The 18,362-nt window shown below is 46.0% G+C and carries 17 protein-coding genes; 12 read left to right on the plus strand and 5 right to left on the minus strand.

The annotated features are described in order from the left end of the window. Nucleotides 1-22 precede the first annotated feature (22 nt). Complete coding sequence (gene ftsH, locus BEL04_RS22660) at nt 23-2,107, plus strand: ATP-dependent zinc metalloprotease FtsH (RefSeq protein ID WP_066007847.1); 2,085 nt, start codon at nt 23-25, stop codon at nt 2,105-2,107. Nucleotides 2,108-2,199: 92 nt separating this feature from the next. After that, nucleotides 2,200-2,838, plus strand: a complete 639-nt coding sequence (locus BEL04_RS22665; protein ID WP_066007848.1) for an LUD domain-containing protein — start codon at nt 2,200-2,202, stop codon at nt 2,836-2,838. 369 nt (nt 2,839-3,207) lie between these two features. On the opposite strand, the gene BEL04_RS22670 is transcribed toward BEL04_RS22665, so the two are convergent. Genes BEL04_RS22670 through BEL04_RS22685 form a run of 4 tightly spaced genes read right to left on the minus strand, consistent with a single transcriptional unit; the run spans nt 3,208 to nt 7,229 of the window. After that, entirely contained in the window at nt 3,208-3,705 is a 498-nt protein-coding gene (locus tag BEL04_RS22670) for a GNAT family N-acetyltransferase (protein WP_066007849.1), read from the minus strand. Nucleotides 3,706-3,719: 14 nt separating this feature from the next. Continuing rightward, nucleotides 3,720-4,418 (minus strand): ABC transporter ATP-binding protein, encoded by a 699-nt coding sequence (locus BEL04_RS22675; RefSeq protein WP_066007851.1) that lies wholly within the window; start codon nt 4,416-4,418, stop codon nt 3,720-3,722. A gap of 1 nt (nt 4,419) precedes the next feature. Further along, nucleotides 4,420-5,901, minus strand: a complete 1,482-nt coding sequence (locus tag BEL04_RS22680; RefSeq protein ID WP_066007853.1) for a DUF5687 family protein — start codon at nt 5,899-5,901, stop codon at nt 4,420-4,422. A gap of 47 nt (nt 5,902-5,948) precedes the next feature. After that, nucleotides 5,949-7,229 (minus strand): replication-associated recombination protein A, encoded by a 1,281-nt coding sequence (locus BEL04_RS22685; protein WP_066007855.1) that lies wholly within the window; start codon nt 7,227-7,229, stop codon nt 5,949-5,951. A gap of 140 nt (nt 7,230-7,369) precedes the next feature. On the opposite strand from BEL04_RS22685, the gene BEL04_RS22690 reads away from it, so the two are divergent. The 10 genes from BEL04_RS22690 to BEL04_RS22735 all read left to right on the plus strand — a co-directional run bounded on the left by BEL04_RS22690 (nt 7,370) and on the right by BEL04_RS22735 (nt 16,761). After that, entirely contained in the window at nt 7,370-7,675 is a 306-nt protein-coding gene (locus tag BEL04_RS22690) for a type II toxin-antitoxin system HigB family toxin (RefSeq protein WP_066007857.1), read from the plus strand. A gap of 3 nt (nt 7,676-7,678) precedes the next feature. After that, a complete protein-coding gene (locus tag BEL04_RS22695) occupies nt 7,679-8,056 on the plus strand; it encodes a helix-turn-helix domain-containing protein (RefSeq protein ID WP_066007858.1) in 378 nt (125 codons plus the stop codon). After that, a complete protein-coding gene (locus tag BEL04_RS22700; RefSeq protein WP_066007860.1) occupies nt 8,057-8,716 on the plus strand; it encodes a DNA-3-methyladenine glycosylase in 660 nt (219 codons plus the stop codon). It abuts the gene before it with no gap. A gap of 96 nt (nt 8,717-8,812) precedes the next feature. Next, complete coding sequence (locus tag BEL04_RS22705) at nt 8,813-9,418, plus strand: hypothetical protein (RefSeq protein ID WP_139113151.1); 606 nt, start codon at nt 8,813-8,815, stop codon at nt 9,416-9,418. A gap of 20 nt (nt 9,419-9,438) precedes the next feature. Further along, a complete protein-coding gene (locus tag BEL04_RS22710) occupies nt 9,439-10,062 on the plus strand; it encodes a response regulator transcription factor (RefSeq protein WP_066007864.1) in 624 nt (207 codons plus the stop codon). A 159-nt stretch (nt 10,063-10,221) separates the two neighbouring features. Next, nucleotides 10,222-12,426, plus strand: coding sequence for a carboxy terminal-processing peptidase (locus BEL04_RS22715; RefSeq protein ID WP_083228037.1), 2,205 nt, complete (start codon nt 10,222-10,224; stop codon nt 12,424-12,426). Between the two features lie 263 nt (nt 12,427-12,689). After that, nucleotides 12,690-13,346, plus strand: coding sequence for a hypothetical protein (locus BEL04_RS22720; protein WP_139113152.1), 657 nt, complete (start codon nt 12,690-12,692; stop codon nt 13,344-13,346). Between the two features lie 77 nt (nt 13,347-13,423). Continuing rightward, nucleotides 13,424-14,536 (plus strand): ligase-associated DNA damage response exonuclease, encoded by a 1,113-nt coding sequence (locus BEL04_RS22725; RefSeq protein ID WP_066008052.1) that lies wholly within the window; start codon nt 13,424-13,426, stop codon nt 14,534-14,536. After that, a complete protein-coding gene (locus BEL04_RS22730) occupies nt 14,533-16,143 on the plus strand; it encodes an ATP-dependent DNA ligase (protein ID WP_066007869.1) in 1,611 nt (536 codons plus the stop codon). Before BEL04_RS22725 ends, BEL04_RS22730 begins: the two co-directional genes overlap by 4 nt. Before the next feature lie 84 nt (nt 16,144-16,227). Beyond that, nucleotides 16,228-16,761 carry a YceI family protein gene (locus tag BEL04_RS22735; RefSeq protein ID WP_066007873.1) on the plus strand — a complete coding sequence of 178 codons (534 nt, stop codon included), beginning with the start codon at nt 16,228-16,230 and terminating at the stop codon, nt 16,759-16,761. Between the two features lie 339 nt (nt 16,762-17,100). Here the strand turns inward: BEL04_RS22735 and BEL04_RS22740 are convergent, their stop codons facing one another. Beyond that, nucleotides 17,101-18,216, minus strand: a complete 1,116-nt coding sequence (locus BEL04_RS22740) for a reverse transcriptase family protein (RefSeq protein WP_066007875.1) — start codon at nt 18,214-18,216, stop codon at nt 17,101-17,103. Nucleotides 18,217-18,362 lie beyond the last annotated feature (146 nt).

An 18,362-nucleotide genomic window follows, 5' to 3' on the forward strand; every position in this document is an offset into this window, starting at 1 on the left:
TGATGTTTGAGCTCGTAAAAAAATGAAAGAAACTAAAGCAGATAAACCGAGAATTACCCGGAAAAACCCGAATAAAAAACTTAACCCCAAAGCGCCTAAGTTTAATATTGTATGGATATATGGTTTAATAGTACTGGCGCTGGTGGTAGCTTCTACCATTTTCAATACATCCAACGTTAAAGAAACCACCATGCAAAACTTCAGCAAAATGCTGAGGGCGCACGATGTTGAAAAACTGGTTGCCTATAAAGGCGGCGACCTGATCTACGTTGAAGTTTACATTAAAAAAGAGAGCCTTCAAAAACCCGAATATGCAGATGTGAAAGACAAAAACACGTTTGGCGTTTCGCAGGCCTCGGCACCACAATATATTTTTACCGCAGGCTCGTTTGATAGCCTGCAAACTTTTATAGCCGGAATCGAGAAAGATTGGGATGCGAAGGACCAGATAACCCCGGTACTTGAACCGCGCGAAAGCATCTGGTCGAACTGGCTGGTGCAATGTGTGATCATGATCGTGCTGTTTGCCGGTATGTGGATATTTATTATGCGCCGCATGTCGGGCGGTTCGGGCGGCGGCCCGGGAGGCCAGATATTCAACATCGGTAAATCAAAAGCTACTTTGTTTGATAAAGAAGCCCAGGTAACCGTTACCTTTAACGATGTTGCCGGATTGGAGGAAGCCAAAACCGAGGTGATGGAGATCGTCGATTTCCTGAAAAACCCTAAAAAATACACTAACCTGGGTGGTAAAATACCCAAAGGCGCGTTGCTGGTTGGTTCGCCGGGTACCGGTAAAACCCTGTTAGCAAAAGCAGTTGCAGGCGAAGCCCATGTACCGTTCTTCTCGTTATCAGGTTCTGATTTCGTGGAAATGTTTGTCGGTGTGGGCGCGTCGCGTGTGCGCGACCTGTTCCGCCAGGCAAAAGATAAGGCCCCATGTATCATCTTTATCGATGAGATTGACGCTATCGGCCGCGCCCGTGGTAAAAACAACATGATCGGCGGTAACGATGAGCGCGAAAACACCCTGAACCAGTTATTGGTTGAGATGGATGGCTTTGGTACCGATTCGGGTATCATCATCCTGGCAGCAACAAACCGCCCCGACGTATTAGACTCGGCCCTGCTGCGCCCCGGACGGTTTGACAGGCAGATATCGATCGATAAACCCGACCTGAACGGGCGCGAGCAAATATTTAAAGTTCACCTGGCGCCTGTTAAAACAGCACCCGATGTGGATGCGAAAAAACTATCGGCACAAACACCAGGTTTTGCCGGTGCCGAGATAGCTAACGTTTGTAACGAAGCTGCCCTGATAGCCGCCCGTAAAGATAAAGAGTCGGTTGATATGCAGGATTTCCAGGATGCTATCGACCGGGTGATCGGTGGTTTGGAAAAGAAAAATACGCTGATATCGCCTGAAGAAAAACGGGTGGTTGCTTACCACGAAGCGGGCCACGCCATTGCAGGCTGGTTTTTGGAACATACCGACCCGCTGGTTAAAGTATCCATCGTTCCGCGCGGCGTTGCAGCTTTGGGATATGCACAATACCTGCCAAACGAAAGGTTTTTAGTGGCCAAAGAAGAGCTCATGGATGATATGATCTTATCGATGGGCGGCCGTGCTGCTGAAGATATTGTGTTCGGTAAGATAACCACCGGCGCTTTGAGCGACCTGGAGCGTATTACGCGCCTGGCCTACGGCATGGTGAAGATATATGGCATGAATGATAAAGTGGGTAACCTTTCGTTCTACGATCCGCATGGCGAGAACCAGTTCAGTAAGCCATACTCCGACACGACAGCCGAACTGATCGACTCGGAAGTACGTAACCTGGTCGACCAGGTTTATATTAAAACCAAGGCGCTGATCAATGAGCATCGCGATGGCTTAGAGAAAGTTGCGGCCAAGCTGCTCGAAAAAGAAGTATTGTTCCAGAGCGACCTGGAAGACCTGTTAGGCAAACGCCCGTTCGAGACGCGGACCAACTACGATAAGTTTGTTAACGGCGAAGCGCCGGCAAATGCAACGCCTGATACGAACGCCATACCCGAAACACTCACGGATCCGGCGAACGACCCGATGGCGGGAGATGTAGCATAAAACAACGAAATATATTTTGAAGGCTGCTGTGAAAAACATAGCGGCCTTTTTTATGCAATTTTTATTCATATTTGCCTACCGGGTTTTGACAGATGAAGAACAGCACCACCAGTAAAGAAAAACTGCTCAAAAAAATACGTAAGGCTTTGCTCGAAAGGCGCGACAACCCCTATCCGAACCTCGAGGATTTGCCGTTATACCACCCTGCGGAAGATTTGCCCGAAGTTTTATTTGCCGAACAATATACTAAAGTTAATGGTCAGTTTGTTTTTTGTGAGGATGAGGTGCAGTTTATCGAAAACCTGCTTACCCTTGCCGAAGAGCGTAACTGGCGCAAAATTTATTGTTGGGAAAAATCGCTGCAGGATATACTGACAAAATACGAATACCCGTTTTTTGAAACCGATAAAGATTTCGAACAGGCTGAAGTAGGCCTTACGTTATGCGAGGCGCTTATTGCGCGCAACGGCAGCATCCTGATATCAAACGGAAATGCAGCAGGGCGGCGGTTAAGCATTTATCCGGGCGTGCACATTGTATTGGCATACGCATCGCAATTGGTTATGGATCTGAGCGATGGGTTTAAATTGATCAAACAAAAATACGGGAATAATTTACCATCATTAATATCAACAGTAACGGGCCCAAGCCGTACTGCTGATATTGAAAAAACTTTAGTTTTAGGTGCGCATGGCCCTAAAGAGCTTTTTGTTTTTTTGTTAGATGGTTAATTAACCATTAACATATTAAAATGGCTTTACCTATCCCTTTTGGGGAGTAACTGGATAGCGATAAATGTCATAACAATTCCTGGAATTGCCGAGACAATAACTTGTAGTATCAACATGTTAGTTAGTTAAAGGGGTTAAAAAAAGTTTATAAAAAGGGTTTTACTATTTTATACGATACACTCGTTAAAATAGTTTTTCAAGCTAATAAAATTGCAATCAAATTACACGACGGGTTTATAAAAATAATGTTACACGCTAATTTTTAATTTTATACGAATAACAGAGGGTATTTGTAAGAGGGTTTGTAATTTTAATGCAAGTATTTTAATAGATTGTTATCGGCAGGTGCTATACCGCATCATCAAACAGCTAAACAAGCTGTTTTCTCATCACAAAATCGTTCATCCAATAAGGGCCGATGGGGATATCTTCTTCGTAAACTACCTCAAAGCCCATTTTTTCATAAAAACTCCGGGCTTTATTAAAGCGGTTTACATTGAGGTCGAGCGTTGATTTACCGGCAAGCCTGACTTTATCAGCTACGGTTTCGATCAATATCTTACCAAAGCCTTTACCCTGGGTTTTCGGCAAACAGTATAGTTTGTGGAGCTTGTATATTTCGGGATCTTCATCGCGGGGCGAATAGGCGGCGAAGGCTACCGGCTCATCGTTCTCGGTCAACAGCAAAAAGGTTTGCTCGTTATGATCTATTTGCTGATGTATCTTTTCGGAACTGTAAAGTAAGCCCAACATGTAAGTTATTTGTTCTGGGCTTAAAATAGGCCCGTAAGTTGGCCACCAGGTTTCATGAGCTATCCGGCGTATGGTTTCGGTATCTGCGATGACGGCTTCGCGAATAATATACATGATAATAGAATCGCTTAAACAACAGCAAAATAATCTTCCAGTTCTTTCAAGGTGCCGGAGCTGGTTGCGATATCTTTAATGATCTTCCCCTTTTCCATCAGCAGGATGCGGTCGCAAACCTCGGTTATGTGGTTCAGATCATGGCTGGATACAATGGTCGTTATCCCGCGCCCGCGGTTCAGATCTTTTAGCAGGTTCTTGAGCCTGATCTGGGTGCTGGGGTCGATATTGGCAAAAGGTTCGTCGAGCATCAGCAGCTCCGGGTTTTGCAGCATACATGCAGCTACGCCTACCTTGCATTGGTTACCCTTGCTCAAATCGCGGATATATTTGCCGCGTTTCAATATCTCACCGTTAAAAAAATCGGCGAACGAAGCCATGAATTCATCAACCTGCGCGCGGGTTTGCTGGTGCAGGCCGCCGATGAAATAAAAATATTCCTCAGGTGTCAAATGGTCGATCAGGAAGCTTTCGTCGAGATAGGCGGCGGTATAATTCTTCCAGTTTTCGCTTTGAGCAACATTTTCGCCGTTAGACAGCACTTCGCCTTTTTCGGGGCGGATCAGATCCAGGATAGCGCGAAAAAGCGTAGTTTTACCCGCGCCGTTATTACCAACAAGGCCAATGCTTTCGCCTTTGCTGATATTTAAATGCGGCACATCTACAACGATCACTCCGCCATAAACCTTTTTAAGCTCTTTAATCTCTATCATTTTATTTAGCTCTGAAGCCTTCGGCTATTTTATATTTCTTTTCGTAAAAATCGGTTTCGAGTAATTTAATCCAGTAGTTGCGGGTTATCACAAACACAAGGCCGACAATAAACAAAACGGCCAGGCCCATATCGGCGTGTTTAAAAAGCGCGAACGGGCCATAAATAACGAACGGCAGGATAAACAACGGGAAACCCAGCAGCAGTTGCGTAGCTCCCACACCCTCCCAGTTGAATGAGGCCCCTTTGCTCAGGTCGATGCGTTTGTAATTGCGATTGGCAAAAAACAATACGATGGTTGTATTAACGCCGATGTTCCATACGAGCATTACAAAATGCACCAGGATAATATGCCAGCCAAAATAGGCGTAAGGCGTGGTGAGTAAAAAGGCAACAAATGAAACGGCCGTAAACAAAAGATATTTAGCCTTCAAAAAATCGCGGAAGCGGGTTTTGCTCACCAGGATGCCGTCGAAATGCCCGGCCTGCCAGCCATACATAAACTGCCCGTAGTTAATGATGAAGATGCCCGTCATAAACATGCCGCAGAATACCTTCCAGCCATCGCCGTTATAGGCCGCTATTTTACCGGTATAAAACAACAAACCGTAAAACATAAACATCAAGGTCATCACCAGTGCCGACCGGGGTCGTTTATTGCGGAGGATGAGCTTCACCTCGTTAGCCGCCAGGTCGCCAATCTGCCCGAATTTATCCAGCAGCGGGATCTCGGTACTGCTTTTGTAACTGACTTTGCGCGTAGTTAACTCTTCGAGATACAGGTTTTGTTTAAGATATAAAAAGTTGATATAAAACATGGCCACAGCCATTGCGATGGGGATGAGCACCCAGGCAGGCTGGGTTAGCAGGTGGCCGAAATACAAAAAGGATATTTTGCTGAACGATAGGATATGCCAGGCAAAATCGGAAGCGCCGAGCAGGATAAGGAGCGCTAAAAAACCAAGCGATACCCAACCGTTTAAATTTGATTTGCGTTTAATGTACAGGCTTAAATAGTTGTTAAACACCGTTAAACCTAATATAGCTGCAATAAATAACCAGGCAATACCGGCGCCGTGCTCCGGCCGTATAACCTTGACAATAAACGGTGTAAAAAGGATTAAAGGTGTAAGATTGAAAAAGGACTGCAGCGACACAAACGACAAATACCTTACAATGGTATTTTTACGAACAGGCAGCATTAAATAAGGTTGCACCCGCAGCGTAGGTAATTCCTGAAGTTGGAAACGCATCAACAGATCGATTAAAAAATAAAAAAGCAGTATCCCGCAAAATGAGGTTACCGGATCCTGTGTGGGGAAGGATTTTTCAAGAATCTTATTTAAAGCAAAAGCAACTAACAGAACACAGGCCAGCAGGTATAAAATCAATAAACCCATTACAATGCGGATGGTGAGGGTTTTACCCGCATTTTTTGACCTCCAGAATGATTTGAGCTCGTGACTGATAAAGGTACGCGTCATGGATCAGTGTTAAGTTACAGATACTTGTTTGCTTAAGCGGATGTAAGTTAATACTTATATCTATCGCCCCAAAGCTTTTTCAGTTTCTCTTTAGATTCGTTTTCGCGCGGATTGTTACCCGGATCGTACAATTTTGTTCCGCGTACGGCATCGGGTAAAAAATCCAGATCAACAAAATTGCCTTCAAAACTGTGGGCATATTTGTAATCCTTACCATAGCCGATATTTTTCATCAGTTTGGTCGGCGCGTTGCGCAGGTGCAGGGGTACAGGCAGATCGCCGGTTTCGCGCACCAGGGCCATTGCCGCGCCGATAGCCGTAGTGGCCGAGTTGCTTTTGGCCGATGTGGCCAAGTAGATCACCGTTTGCGACAGGATGAGCTGCGACTCGGGCATGCCGATAACCTGCACCGCGTTAAAACAGCTTTGCGCCAGCAGCAAGGCGTTAGGGTTAGCGTTACCGATATCTTCGGAAGCGAGGATAAGCATACGCCGGGCGATGAACAAAGGGTCTTCGCCGCCGGCTATCATCCGCGCAAGCCAGTAAACGGCGCCGTTCGGGTCGCTGCCGCGCATGGATTTGATGAAGGCCGAAATGATATCGTAATGCTGTTCGCCGGCCTTATCGTACAGGGCCATGTTTTGCTGTACGTTTTCGAGCACAACCTCGTTGGTAATGTTGATGTTATCCGAATCGATAGCGTTGACCAGCAGTTCGAATATGTTGAGCAGCTTGCGCGCATCGCCGCCCGAAAGGCGGATAAGCGCTTCGTAATCTTCGATGCTGATGTTGCGCTTCTGCAACACTTCGTCGCGCTCGCGGGCTGTTTGCAGCAAATGGATGAGGTCGTCTTCGCTCAACGGTTTTAAGATATAAACCTGGCATCGCGACAGCAAAGCCGAAATGACCTCGAACGAAGGGTTTTCGGTAGTAGCGCCGATTAAGGTAACAATGCCGCGTTCAACGGCGCCCAGCAGTGAGTCCTGCTGCGATTTGGAGAAGCGGTGAATCTCATCGATAAACAGCACCGGTAAATTTTGCCCGCTTTGGCGCAGCAGCGATGCCCTGTCGATCACCTCGCGCACATCTTTCACGCCGGAGTTGATTGCGCTGAGCGAAAAAAAGGGCCTGTCGAGCGATTGCGAAATGATATAGGCCAACGTGGTTTTACCCACACCGGGCGGCCCCCAGAAGATCATGGAGGGTAAATTGCCCGATTCGATGGCCTTGCGTAAAACCGCCCCCGGGCCGACCAGGTGTTTCTGGCCGACATATTCATCCAGGTTTTTGGGGCGCATGCGCTCGGCCAGTGGTGGTAACGTACTCATCGAACGTAAAATTAGGAAAATAAGCGGAGTTGATCCTAAAAAAATTAGTAATTTTAGCTTTGAAGAGTATAAGACACACACAAGGAGCATTTCATTTTTTGAAACAATGTTTTTAAAATTAAAATTGTATATTTGAATAAATGGTTATCATTTCAAAAAGTATCATTAAAGATTTTATTGAAGTCCATCATGAAGCCGAAACCCAATTGGAAAATTGGTATGATGTTACCAAAGTTGCTGAATGGCGTAATTTTAGTGATGTTAAGAACAGCTTTAATAGTGTTGATGCGGTTGGAAATGACAGGTATGTATTTAACATCAAAGGAAACAAGTACCGGCTGATAGCCTTGATAATTTTTAAGGTAAGAACGGTGTTTATTCTATTTATCGGGACACATAGTGATTACGATAAAATCGATGCTTCAAACGTTAAGTTTAAAAAGTAATAAATGAAAGATCTGACAATAACGGATAAAAACTATCATGAAACAATGATAGCCATATATGAACTGATGGATAAGGGTGAACAAAACCTGACAGAAGACGATATTGCCAGGTTACGGCAAATGACTATCGCAGCCGAAAAATATGAAGACGAAGTTTTACTGCTGAAGCCAACAAAAAAGCCCAATACTTTGGCAGAGGCTGTCGAGTTGTTTATGTTCGAAAACAAGTTATCACAAGCCAAACTGGCTGATAAATTAGGGATCGGTAAGCCCAAACTATCGCAAATTCTTAGCGGAAAACGACAACCGGATGTGTATTTCTTAAAATCGCTTTACGATAAGCTGAACATCGATCCTAAATTTATTTTAGAGCATGTTTAAATGAGCCGGCACTTCGATCGATCTAACCTGCGCCAACTTTGCGATAACATCGCAGCCATAGATACCGATCTCCATCAAATCATCCAAACCTATGGATACCCGCCTTTATGGCAACGGCCCAATACGTTCGAATCGCTGGTGCATATTATTTTGGAGCAGCAGGTATCGCTGGCCTCGGCACTATCTGCATTGAATAAACTCCGGAAAAAAATACAGGAGATAACACCCGCACGCGTGCTGCTTTTAACCGATGAGGAACTGAAAGCCTGTTATTTCAGCAGGCAAAAAACAATTTATGTAAGGCACCTGGCCGAATGCATAGCGGAGGGAAAGTTATCTTTACCGGCACTCGAATTCGTGCCGGATGACGAAGTGCGCCGCCAATTGACAGCCGTTAAAGGCATCGGCAACTGGACAGTGGATATCTACCTGATCTTTATTTTACACAGGGCAGACATTTTCCCGGCGGGCGACCTGGCCGCGGTTAACGCACTGAAAAAGATCAAAAAACTGCCTGCAGATGCGTCGACGCAAGATATTTTACCGATTGCCGAAAGCTGGGTACCATACCGTACGCTGGCAACCATGCTGTTATGGCATTTTTACCTCGAAGAAAGGAAACCTGTTAATAAATTAAAGCGTAATAAACAGCAGGTTTAATCTATCCGAAATTTTTACAAGCCCCGGTTAAAGCCAATGGTTTTAAATGTATATTTGTAACATACCGAAAAAATAGTGTTTAAAAAGACGAGAGTATTGATACTCGCCCCCCTATGTTTGTTTTTTGCTTTATCTGCCGATGCACAATGGTGGAAAAAGAAAACCGTTGTACGCTTGCCTTTGCTGGAAAGCGCGAAACGTTTGTCGTTTAATTTTAATAAAACGCAAAAAACCGCTGTAACCATCATAAGCGATAATGTTAAATTTGAGCTAAGCCAGTTTGGCTACGAAATTGCAGAGGCCGCCATCATGAAATCGCTTTACCATACGCTGAGGTTTCATATGTACTCGGAGAGCATTGACAATTTTAATATCCTGATAGGCTTATACATGGGGCAGCAGCGCTACTCGGAAGCCAAATGGTATTTTTTGCAGATCAATAATTTGGCGCGCCAAAAAGGCGATGACACAAACATCATCGCATCGCTGGTGGGTTTGGGGATGGTAAAATCGGAGATCGGGGATTTTGCGCAAGCTAAAGATGACCTGAATGCCGCCGTTGATTTTGCAGCAGGCAGGGGCCGGTTAAACGATGTGGGCGAGATCAGAAAAAAACTTGCCATTGTTGAACATAAGCGCAGCCTGAACATCAAAAGCGATATCAAGTATGCCGAACTCCTCCCCGAAGACAAAAAGAACTAAACACACCAAACAGATAATCTATGTCTTCCTCGCATAAACGCAGGATATTTATTGTCGACGATCATTTCCTGATACCGCAGGGGCTAACCGCCCTGCTTTCGGACCTGGACGGATTCGAGATAAGCGGCGCCAGTAACAACCCCAACGAGGTGATGGCCCTGCTGAACAGGAACCCGACCGATATTTTGATCACCGATATCAGTATGCCGCAAATGTCGGGCATCGACCTTACCCGGCTTGTGCTGGAAAAATATCCAAAAATGCGCGTACTGGCCCTGTCTATGCACTGCGAGCCGGCCACGGTAAAGCAAATGATCGATGCAGGCGTTAGCGGATATTTAATGAAAGATACAACCAAGGAAGAGATGGTATCGGCGCTGAATGCCATAGCTAACGGCGAACAATACTTTTCGGCCGAAGTGCAGATGGCTATAGCCAGGATAAACAGCATGATCAGGTTTACCGAGCGCGAAACCGAGATCATTAAACTGATAGCAAAAAATTACAGCAGCCGCGAAATTGCCGATAAGCTGGCGATAAGCGAACGTACCGTCGAAACCCATCGCAGCAACATCTTACGTAAAACTTCGTCGACCAATACGGTTGGCCTGTTGCAATATGCCTATCAAAACAACATTATTTAAGCAGCAGCGCAGCGGGCATTTGTAATCTGAATTTAAAAAAGCTGCCGGGCCATAAACAAATAAAACATTTTTGTAATATTGTTATTGTTATTTAGGAAACAGCTGCAGGGCTGTTTCTTTTTTATATATAGATTAGCAATTAATTACGTTATAAAATAAATGTTCAGTCGAAAAGTTGATGTAAACTCTGTTAAGGATATGTTTAAAAAGATATATATGTTACTGCTGCTTGGTGCAACCCTGGCCTGTACAGCAGCCCCAAGAAAACCCATGGTTAAGGTTCCGGGATCTACCGATATTACGCCCGACGAAAGACAAAGCGTAGTAGTACACCTTGTTTCGGAGATGTTGCAGATCAATTATAAAAAGATCCCGCTGGACGACTCGCTTTCGGTGGTGATTTATAACCGCTACCTGAAGAGCCTGGACGAAAATCATAATTACCTGCTGGCGTCGGATGTAAAAAGCTTTGAGCAGTTTAAAACCAAGCTCGATGACGATATTAAGGCGGGCGACCTGGCCGATGTGTTCTATATGTTCAACGTTTATCAGAAACGCTACCTCGAGCATGTAAAATACTCGCTGGCGCAACTCGATAAAACCTACGATTTTACCAAAAACGAAACTTTCACCTTCGACAGGGACAATTTACCGTACATCGGTACCCAGGCCGAGATGGACGATCTGTGGAGCAAACGGGTTAAATACGACCTGCTGAACCTGAAACTGGCCAACCCCGATATGGCCAAAAACAAAGAGACGCTGAAAAAACGTTACGAAAACCTGCTGAGCAACGCCAATAAGCTATCTAATAAAGATGTTTTTCAGCAGTTTATGGATGCTTTTACCGGTGCGGTCGACCCGCATACCAGTTACTTCACGCCGTTCAACGCATCGCAGTTTAATATGGAGATGTCGCGTTCGCTGGAAGGGATAGGCGCAACACTGGCTACCGAAAATGATTACGTGACCATTAAAACCATCGTACCAGGCGGGCCGGCGTATAAAACCAAGGAGGTAAACGTTGACGACCGCATCGTAGCGGTAGCTCAAGGTAAGGACGGCGAATTTAAAGATATTGTGGGCTGGCGCATTGATGATGCCATATCGCTCATCCGCGGCCCGAAAGGCACGACCGTAAAGCTGAAATTACTGCCAAAAGGCGCCAAAGCTTCCGATCAGCCGAAAGAGATCGATATTGTGCGCGAAAAAATCGTGCTCGAAGACCGTTCGGCTAAGTCGGAGATCAAAACGTACAATACCAATGGCAAGATCACCAGGATCGGTATCATCAACATCCCCGATTTTTACATGAACTTTGCCGATTACCGGGCCGGTAATCCCAACTACAAAAGTGTTACCCGCGATGTGAAGCGGATATTGGACACCTTAAAGCAGAAAGGGGTTGACGGTGTGGTGATAGACCTGCGCGAGAACGGCGGCGGATCGTTGCCCGAAGCCATTAATCTGACCGGTTTGTTCATCAAATCAGGCCCGGTTGTTCAGGTTCGCGACAGCCGTAACCGTGTTGAAGTTGAGCGCGACGAGGACCAGGGCGTAGCTTACTCCGGTCCGCTGGCTGTAATGGTCGACCGTTTCAGCGCCTCGGCATCCGAAATTTTTGCCGGCGCCATACAGGACTATGGCCGTGGCCTGATCATCGGGACACAAACCTATGGCAAAGGCACCGTGCAAAACGAGATCGACCTTGACCAGCAGATAGAGCCAGGCAAGATGGAAGAGTTGAAAGCCCTGTTCGCTAAAACCAAAACACCAGTGCCCGATGGATCAGGTAACCAAAGCATATTTGGCCAGCTGAACCTGACTGTTGCCAAATTTTACCGCATCAACGGTACATCGACACAGCATAAAGGCGTTACCCCTGATATCAAATTCCCGTCGCTTATCCCGATGGATAAATATGGCGAAGATACCGAACCATCGGCCCTGCCTTACGATATCATCGCGAAAAGCAACTATGTTAAAGCCGGCGATTTTAGCGCCGTTATACCGAAACTGAACCAGATGTTTGCCGAGCGCATGGCCAATAACCCGGCATACAAATACCTGGTAAATGCCATGAACGATTACCGTAAGCACGATGCCGAAAAAAGCATTTCGCTGAACGAAGAGCAGCTGAAAAAACAGCGCGACCAGGACGAGGCCAAAACTGCCGAAGGCGAAAACGCAGAGCGTGTTGCCCTGGGCTTACCGGTATTGAAAAAAGGGCAGAAAAAGCCAAGGAACGAAGACCTCGACTTTTTGAAATATGCAGGCGGCCAGATACTGACCGATTATATTTTGATGGATAATAAGCTCACCAAAAATACCACGGTAACACCTGTGCCCGCAAATAAGCTGTAAGTAATATTACGGCGATTATATATCTTGACCCTGTACGACGTTCGTACGGGGTTTTTTGTTTTAATAGCTTGTCTGGCGACTATATTTTCAACAATACCTGCGCCGTTACAGAAATTCACTTATTTTAATAACTTCAAAACCTTAATCTATTCACAATTAATTTTATGAAAAAAACACTACTTAATTTATTCCTTATCTCTGCTGTTTTATTAATGCTTAGTTCATGCGGTTCGGTCAAGAGCTATAATTTTAAAACGAGCGGTATGAGAGGCTCCGATTCGAGCTACCTGATAACCACATCCGGAAAACGTATTGATGCAGCAACTATCGATGTAAAGCCAGGCCAGCTAACTGTAGATGGCAAACCGTATCCCCTCAATGATGTATCTTCCATCCGGTCGAAAAAAATGTATTTTGGTGTAAGTAATGGAATGCTCTATCAGGGAGAAAGCGTTGGCAGGATAAACGTTCTGTACGATGTGATGGAAGTGCCGACTTATACGCCAACCTATGGCACGCCTGGATACGGATACGGGGCAACATCTTCAGCTTTACCAACAGGGCATACAACCACGCGGAAATATTATATACAAAAACGTGGTTCGAGCCGGATTGATAAAATGACAGTTGGGATTGTAGCAGACTATGTTGCCGATAACCCGGAAGCTTTAGCTATAGCGAAGGGTGCCAAACGTTGGAAAGCGGGCTATTTAGCTTCTTTCGGCGGAATTGGAGTGGGTGCCGTGGCTGCTTTTGCGTCGATATTTGGTTCGGGAGGTACAGATGCGAGCGGACGCGTAAAAGAACCTTCAATTGTTGGCCCGGGCATTGTTTGTACCGTATCGCTGGTGGCGGCAGAAGTAAGCTATGTTACTTACAACGTTCGAATGATAAAAGCAATTGAAGTTTACAACCGATAAGACACTTCGCAATAAAACATTGCTAATTGCTTTACGTTATCCAAAAGGCTTAGCTTTATGCTAAGCTTTTTATGTTTATGGCCAAAAAACCGCTCCTCGAATTTACAGACCGCGGCATATACTGCCCCGTCGGCCGGTTTTATATCGACCCCTGGCTGCCTGTGGATGATGCGGTGATCACCCATGCGCACAGCGACCACGCACGCGTTGGGCACAGGCGCTACCTTGCTCACGAGTATTCGGAGCAGGTACTGCGCTACCGTTTAGGCGAAATACAACTGCAAACCGTACCTTATGGCGAAACCCTGATGAAGAACGGCGTGCAGATCGGCCTGTACCCCGCCGGGCATGTTATCGGCTCGGCGCAGGTTCGGGTTTGTTATCAGGATGAGGTTTGGGTAGTAAGCGGCGATTATAAAGTGGATGATGACGGTATATCAACCCCGTTTGAGCCGGTACGTTGCCATCATTTCATCTCCGAATGTACCTTCGGCATGCCGGTTTACAGGTGGAAGCCCCAGGCCGAAACTTTTGCCGAGATCAACAACTGGTGGCGGAAAAACGTTGAAAATGGCCTGGCGACGGTAATTGTGGGCTATAGCCTGGGCAAAGCGCAGCGCGTTTTACAAAACCTCGATCTTTCTATCGGTAAGGTATATACCCATGGGGTGATCGAAAATACCAACGAAGCTTTGCGGCGGAATGGCATCGCCCTCAACCCGACGCACCGCATCACGACTGATTTGGCTAAAGAAGAAATCCGCAAAGGGATCGTTATAGCTCCGCCTTCGGCAGTCGGCTCGCCCTGGATGCGGCGCTTTAACCCCTACGATTTCGGGTATTGCTCGGGCTGGATGAGCATACGCGGCGCCAAGCGCCGCCGCGCTGCCGACCGTGGTTTTGTGCTGAGCGACCATGCCGACTGGGACGGCCTGATCAGCGCTATTGACGCTACGGGCTGCGAGAAAGTATATCTTACACACGGCTATACCGCAAGTTTTGCCCGGTATCTCAACGAGATCGGTTTTGATGCGCACGAAGTACATACACTTTATGGGGGCGACGAGTTGACGGCGGCAGATGAGGAAATAGCGCCCACTCAACCTCCCCCGGAAGGGGAGGCTTTAGTGCCGGACGATGAATCAAAAGTCCTCCCTTCCGGGGAGGATTTAGGAGGGGCTGGTTTATGAAAGCCTTCGCCCAACTTTTCCTCTCGCTTGACGAAACCAACAAGACCAACGAAAAGGTACGTGTGCTGAAAGATTATTTTCTTTCGGTACCCGATAGCGATAAGATGCATATGCTGGCCCTGTTTACCGGCCGCCGGCCAAAACGGCCCATCAACGCTACATTGGTGCGCACCTGGGCCATGGAAATGGCGCATATCCCCGTATGGCTGTTTGAAGAGAGTTACCAGGTGGTGGGCGACCTGGCCGAAACCATTACCTTGCTCCTGCCTAAAAGTACCAGCAGCAGCAATAAAACCCTGACCGAGTGGATAGCCGAGATCAACGCCATCGCAACCCAAACCGAAGAAGGGCGCAAACAATGGCTGCTCTCATCGTGGGAAACGCTGGATACACAGGAAAGATTCGTATTCAACAAGCTGCTGACCGGGGGTTTCCGTATCGGGGTATCGCAAAACCTGGTAGTGAAAGCTTTGGCCGATATTTCGGGGTTGGATGCGGCTACGGTCACGCACCGCATCATGGGTAACTGGATGCCCGAAAACTACCAGTTTGCCGACCTGGTGGCCGCCGAGGGCTTGTCGGACGATGTATCGCGCCCTTACCCTTTCTTCCTGGCTTACCCGATACAGGAAACCTCCGAAAAGCAAAAAACTGCCGGCGAATTGCAGGTAGCTTTAGGCGATGCTGCCGAATGGCAGGCCGAGTGGAAGTGGGACGGCATCCGCGCACAGCTGATCAACCGCAACGGGCAGATCTTTATCTGGAGCCGGGGCGAAGACCTGGCTACCGAAAAGTTCCCGGAGCTGCACCCTTTTTTAAAAGCCCTGCCGCACGGTACGGTGCTTGATGGTGAGATACTATCGTTTAAAGATGGGCTGCCGATGCCTTTCAACGTTTTACAAACCCGTATCGGGCGGAAGAATTTAAGCAAAAAGATACTGGAAGAAAGTCCGGTAGCGTTGATCGCCTACGACTGCCTGGAGCATAACGGCGAAGACATCAGGCATAAACCCCAGGCCGAACGACGGCTATTGCTGGAGCAATTGCAGGCCGCAACCGCACACCCGGATATTTTCCGTATCTCGGTGCTCATTGGTTTTAACAGCTGGGGCGAGCTGGCCGAAATACGCGGGCAATCGCGCAGTATGATTGCCGAGGGGGTAATGCTGAAACGCAAAAACGCCGCTTACCAGGTTGGCCGCCGCCGGGGCGACTGGTGGAAGTGGAAGATCGACCCGCTATCCGTCGACGCGGTGATGATCTACGCGCAAAAAGGACATGGCCGCCGGGCCGACCTGTATACCGACTATACCTTTGCCGTTTGGGACGGCGATAAGCTGGTGCCGTTTGCAAAAGCCTATTCGGGGCTGAGCGACGAGGAGATCCGCAAGGTGGATAATTTTGTGAAACGCAACACCCTGGAAAAATTCGGGCCGGTGCGCACCGTGAAACCCGAACTGGTCTTCGAGATCGGGTTTGAAGGCATCAATTATTCAACGCGGCATAAATCGGGCGTGGCGCTGCGTTTCCCGCGGATACTGCGCTGGCGCACCGATAAACCGATGGAAGAAGCCGATACACTGGAAACCCTGAAGGCCCTGCTTTAAACCTGCGGGCAAATCCATCGTCTTAAATTGTAAAATAGCGTGCAAAAGACTATACTTGTTTGTTTCGCGTTTACTTATACAATAATGAAAAAGCTATCCCTGATTATATTGTTGCTCGGCACAACCCTGGCTGCCGCAGCGCAAACCAAAAACACGGTTACCAGGTCATCCGTTACCTACCAGATCAAAAACATGGGTTTTACTACCGACGGCAAGTTTGGCCCTGTTGAAGCTACCATCCTGTTCGATAAGGCGCACCTGGCTACCAGCAGTATCGATGCCTTGGTTGCGGTAAAAACGCTCGACTCTGACAATGAGGGCCGCGACGAGCACCTGCGCAAGCCCGATTTTTTCGACGTGGACCATTACCCCAATATGACCATGAAATCGGTATCGCTTAAACCAAAGGGCGGCAATAACTTCACCGGCGATTTCGATCTCACCATCAAAGGCAAAACCAAACGCATTACCGTGCCTTTTACCTACGTGGTAAAAGGCAATACCGCAACCTTTGCCGGCACGTTCAAGATCAACCGCCTCGACTTTGGCGTGGGCGATACCAGCGTGGTATTAAGCAACGAGGTGACGGTGTTTTTGAATGTTGAGGTGAGTATCTGATTTCGAATTTTTCGCTGTTGTTTGTTCTTAATGGTGCTCATGAGGGCTGCACCGTTTAGGATTTCGGAATTTCGATTTTTCGCTTGTGTTTGCTTTTTACTGGTGCTCAAGAAGGCTGCGCCGTTTCGGATCTATTCTTTTTACTGGCGCAAGTTTAAGCGCTGGGTGGTGTTATGAGTTAACTTTTGACTGTGCGTACCACAAGCCGAGGACGCTTGCGGTAGCGGAGGGGATGAGGATTGTTTTGATGTGCAGATACGTGGATGTGCAGATGTGCAATTGCTATTGAAGCGGCTTTTACTGTGTACCACAAGCCGAGGACGTTGCGGTAGCGGGGGGTTAATTTGAGTTCTCAAAACTCCAATTAATTTTGTCAAACTCCTTGAACATCTTTGTTCCAATGATCTTATCAATAGAATAGATAAACGAAATTTTTCCGAGTAACCAATCTTGAAATCCATAAGGTTCTCTGTTTAAGCCATTTTTTTTACTCCAGTTTTTTAAATGTTCATTTGGCCCCAATTTTTTACAAAAATGCAAATGCATAAAAATATCTTTACGGTCTTTTTTTGAAACATGAACACCGTGTGTAACAGTTAATCCAGTTACATATTGCTTCATCCCTCGAGAAAAAATTTTGGTTTTTGAATCGTTCATGAAAAACCCCTCTTCCTCGATAATCTTCTTAATTACACGTGTAAATGGTAACTGCCCTTCTTCTGTAATGGAAAAAGTCAAATCGTCTGCATACCTCGAATATCTAAAATTTAATTTTTGGGACAATATGATAAATCTTTCATCCATTCTCGACGCAAGCAGATTGGCTAACATTGGACTTGTTGGCGCACCCTGTGGTAAAACAGGAGAATTGCTATTAGCGATATCTGCTAATTGAGGACAGTTGTCTTTTGAGACAAAATCCCAATAACTTTTTTTATGCCGTGCAGTTACTAATTTAGCTAAATCATATGAAAGCGGCTTTAAGTATCCTAATGATTTAAAATACCCATATACTCGTCGATCAGTAATGGTATCAAAAAAACGCAATAAATCCACTTTCAATACCATCTTGGAATTCGCGTGAATATTAGCATTTGTTAGTATTGAATAATTTGGTCTAAAGCCAGTACAGACTTTTTCAAGAGGTAACTTTTGTAGAATATTAAAATTAATCCATCGCTGCACATATTTTAATTTTTCATTGGGTACCATTATTTCACGAAACCCTCCGCTTCTTTTGTGTAAATTAAAAAAAGTGTAGTTGTATGATTTCAATAAAGAATTGAGAATGTTTGAGGGAATCTTTAGCTCAATTGCAAGATGAACAGTTGAAAATATTACTGGCAAATCTTTTTTATTTAATTTTTCAGCATACTTTATTGTCTCAAATATATATTCCTCGGAATGATTATTTGATTTGGCAATTTTCCTAAATTCTTCAAAGTCAAAGGGCATAATGGATTACTTTTTGTATGCAGAGCATTTAAATACATGTCTGTTAAACTGTAGTGTATTATATAAGCTTGATTTTTGTTGACTTCCTTAAAAAAATAAATCAACGGAAACAAAAATTAAGCTTATATAATATTGTTAAGTAACTT

Origin of the sequence: Mucilaginibacter sp. PPCGB 2223, assembly GCF_001705515.1 — a bacterium.
GTDB lineage: Bacteria > Bacteroidota > Bacteroidia > Sphingobacteriales > Sphingobacteriaceae > Mucilaginibacter.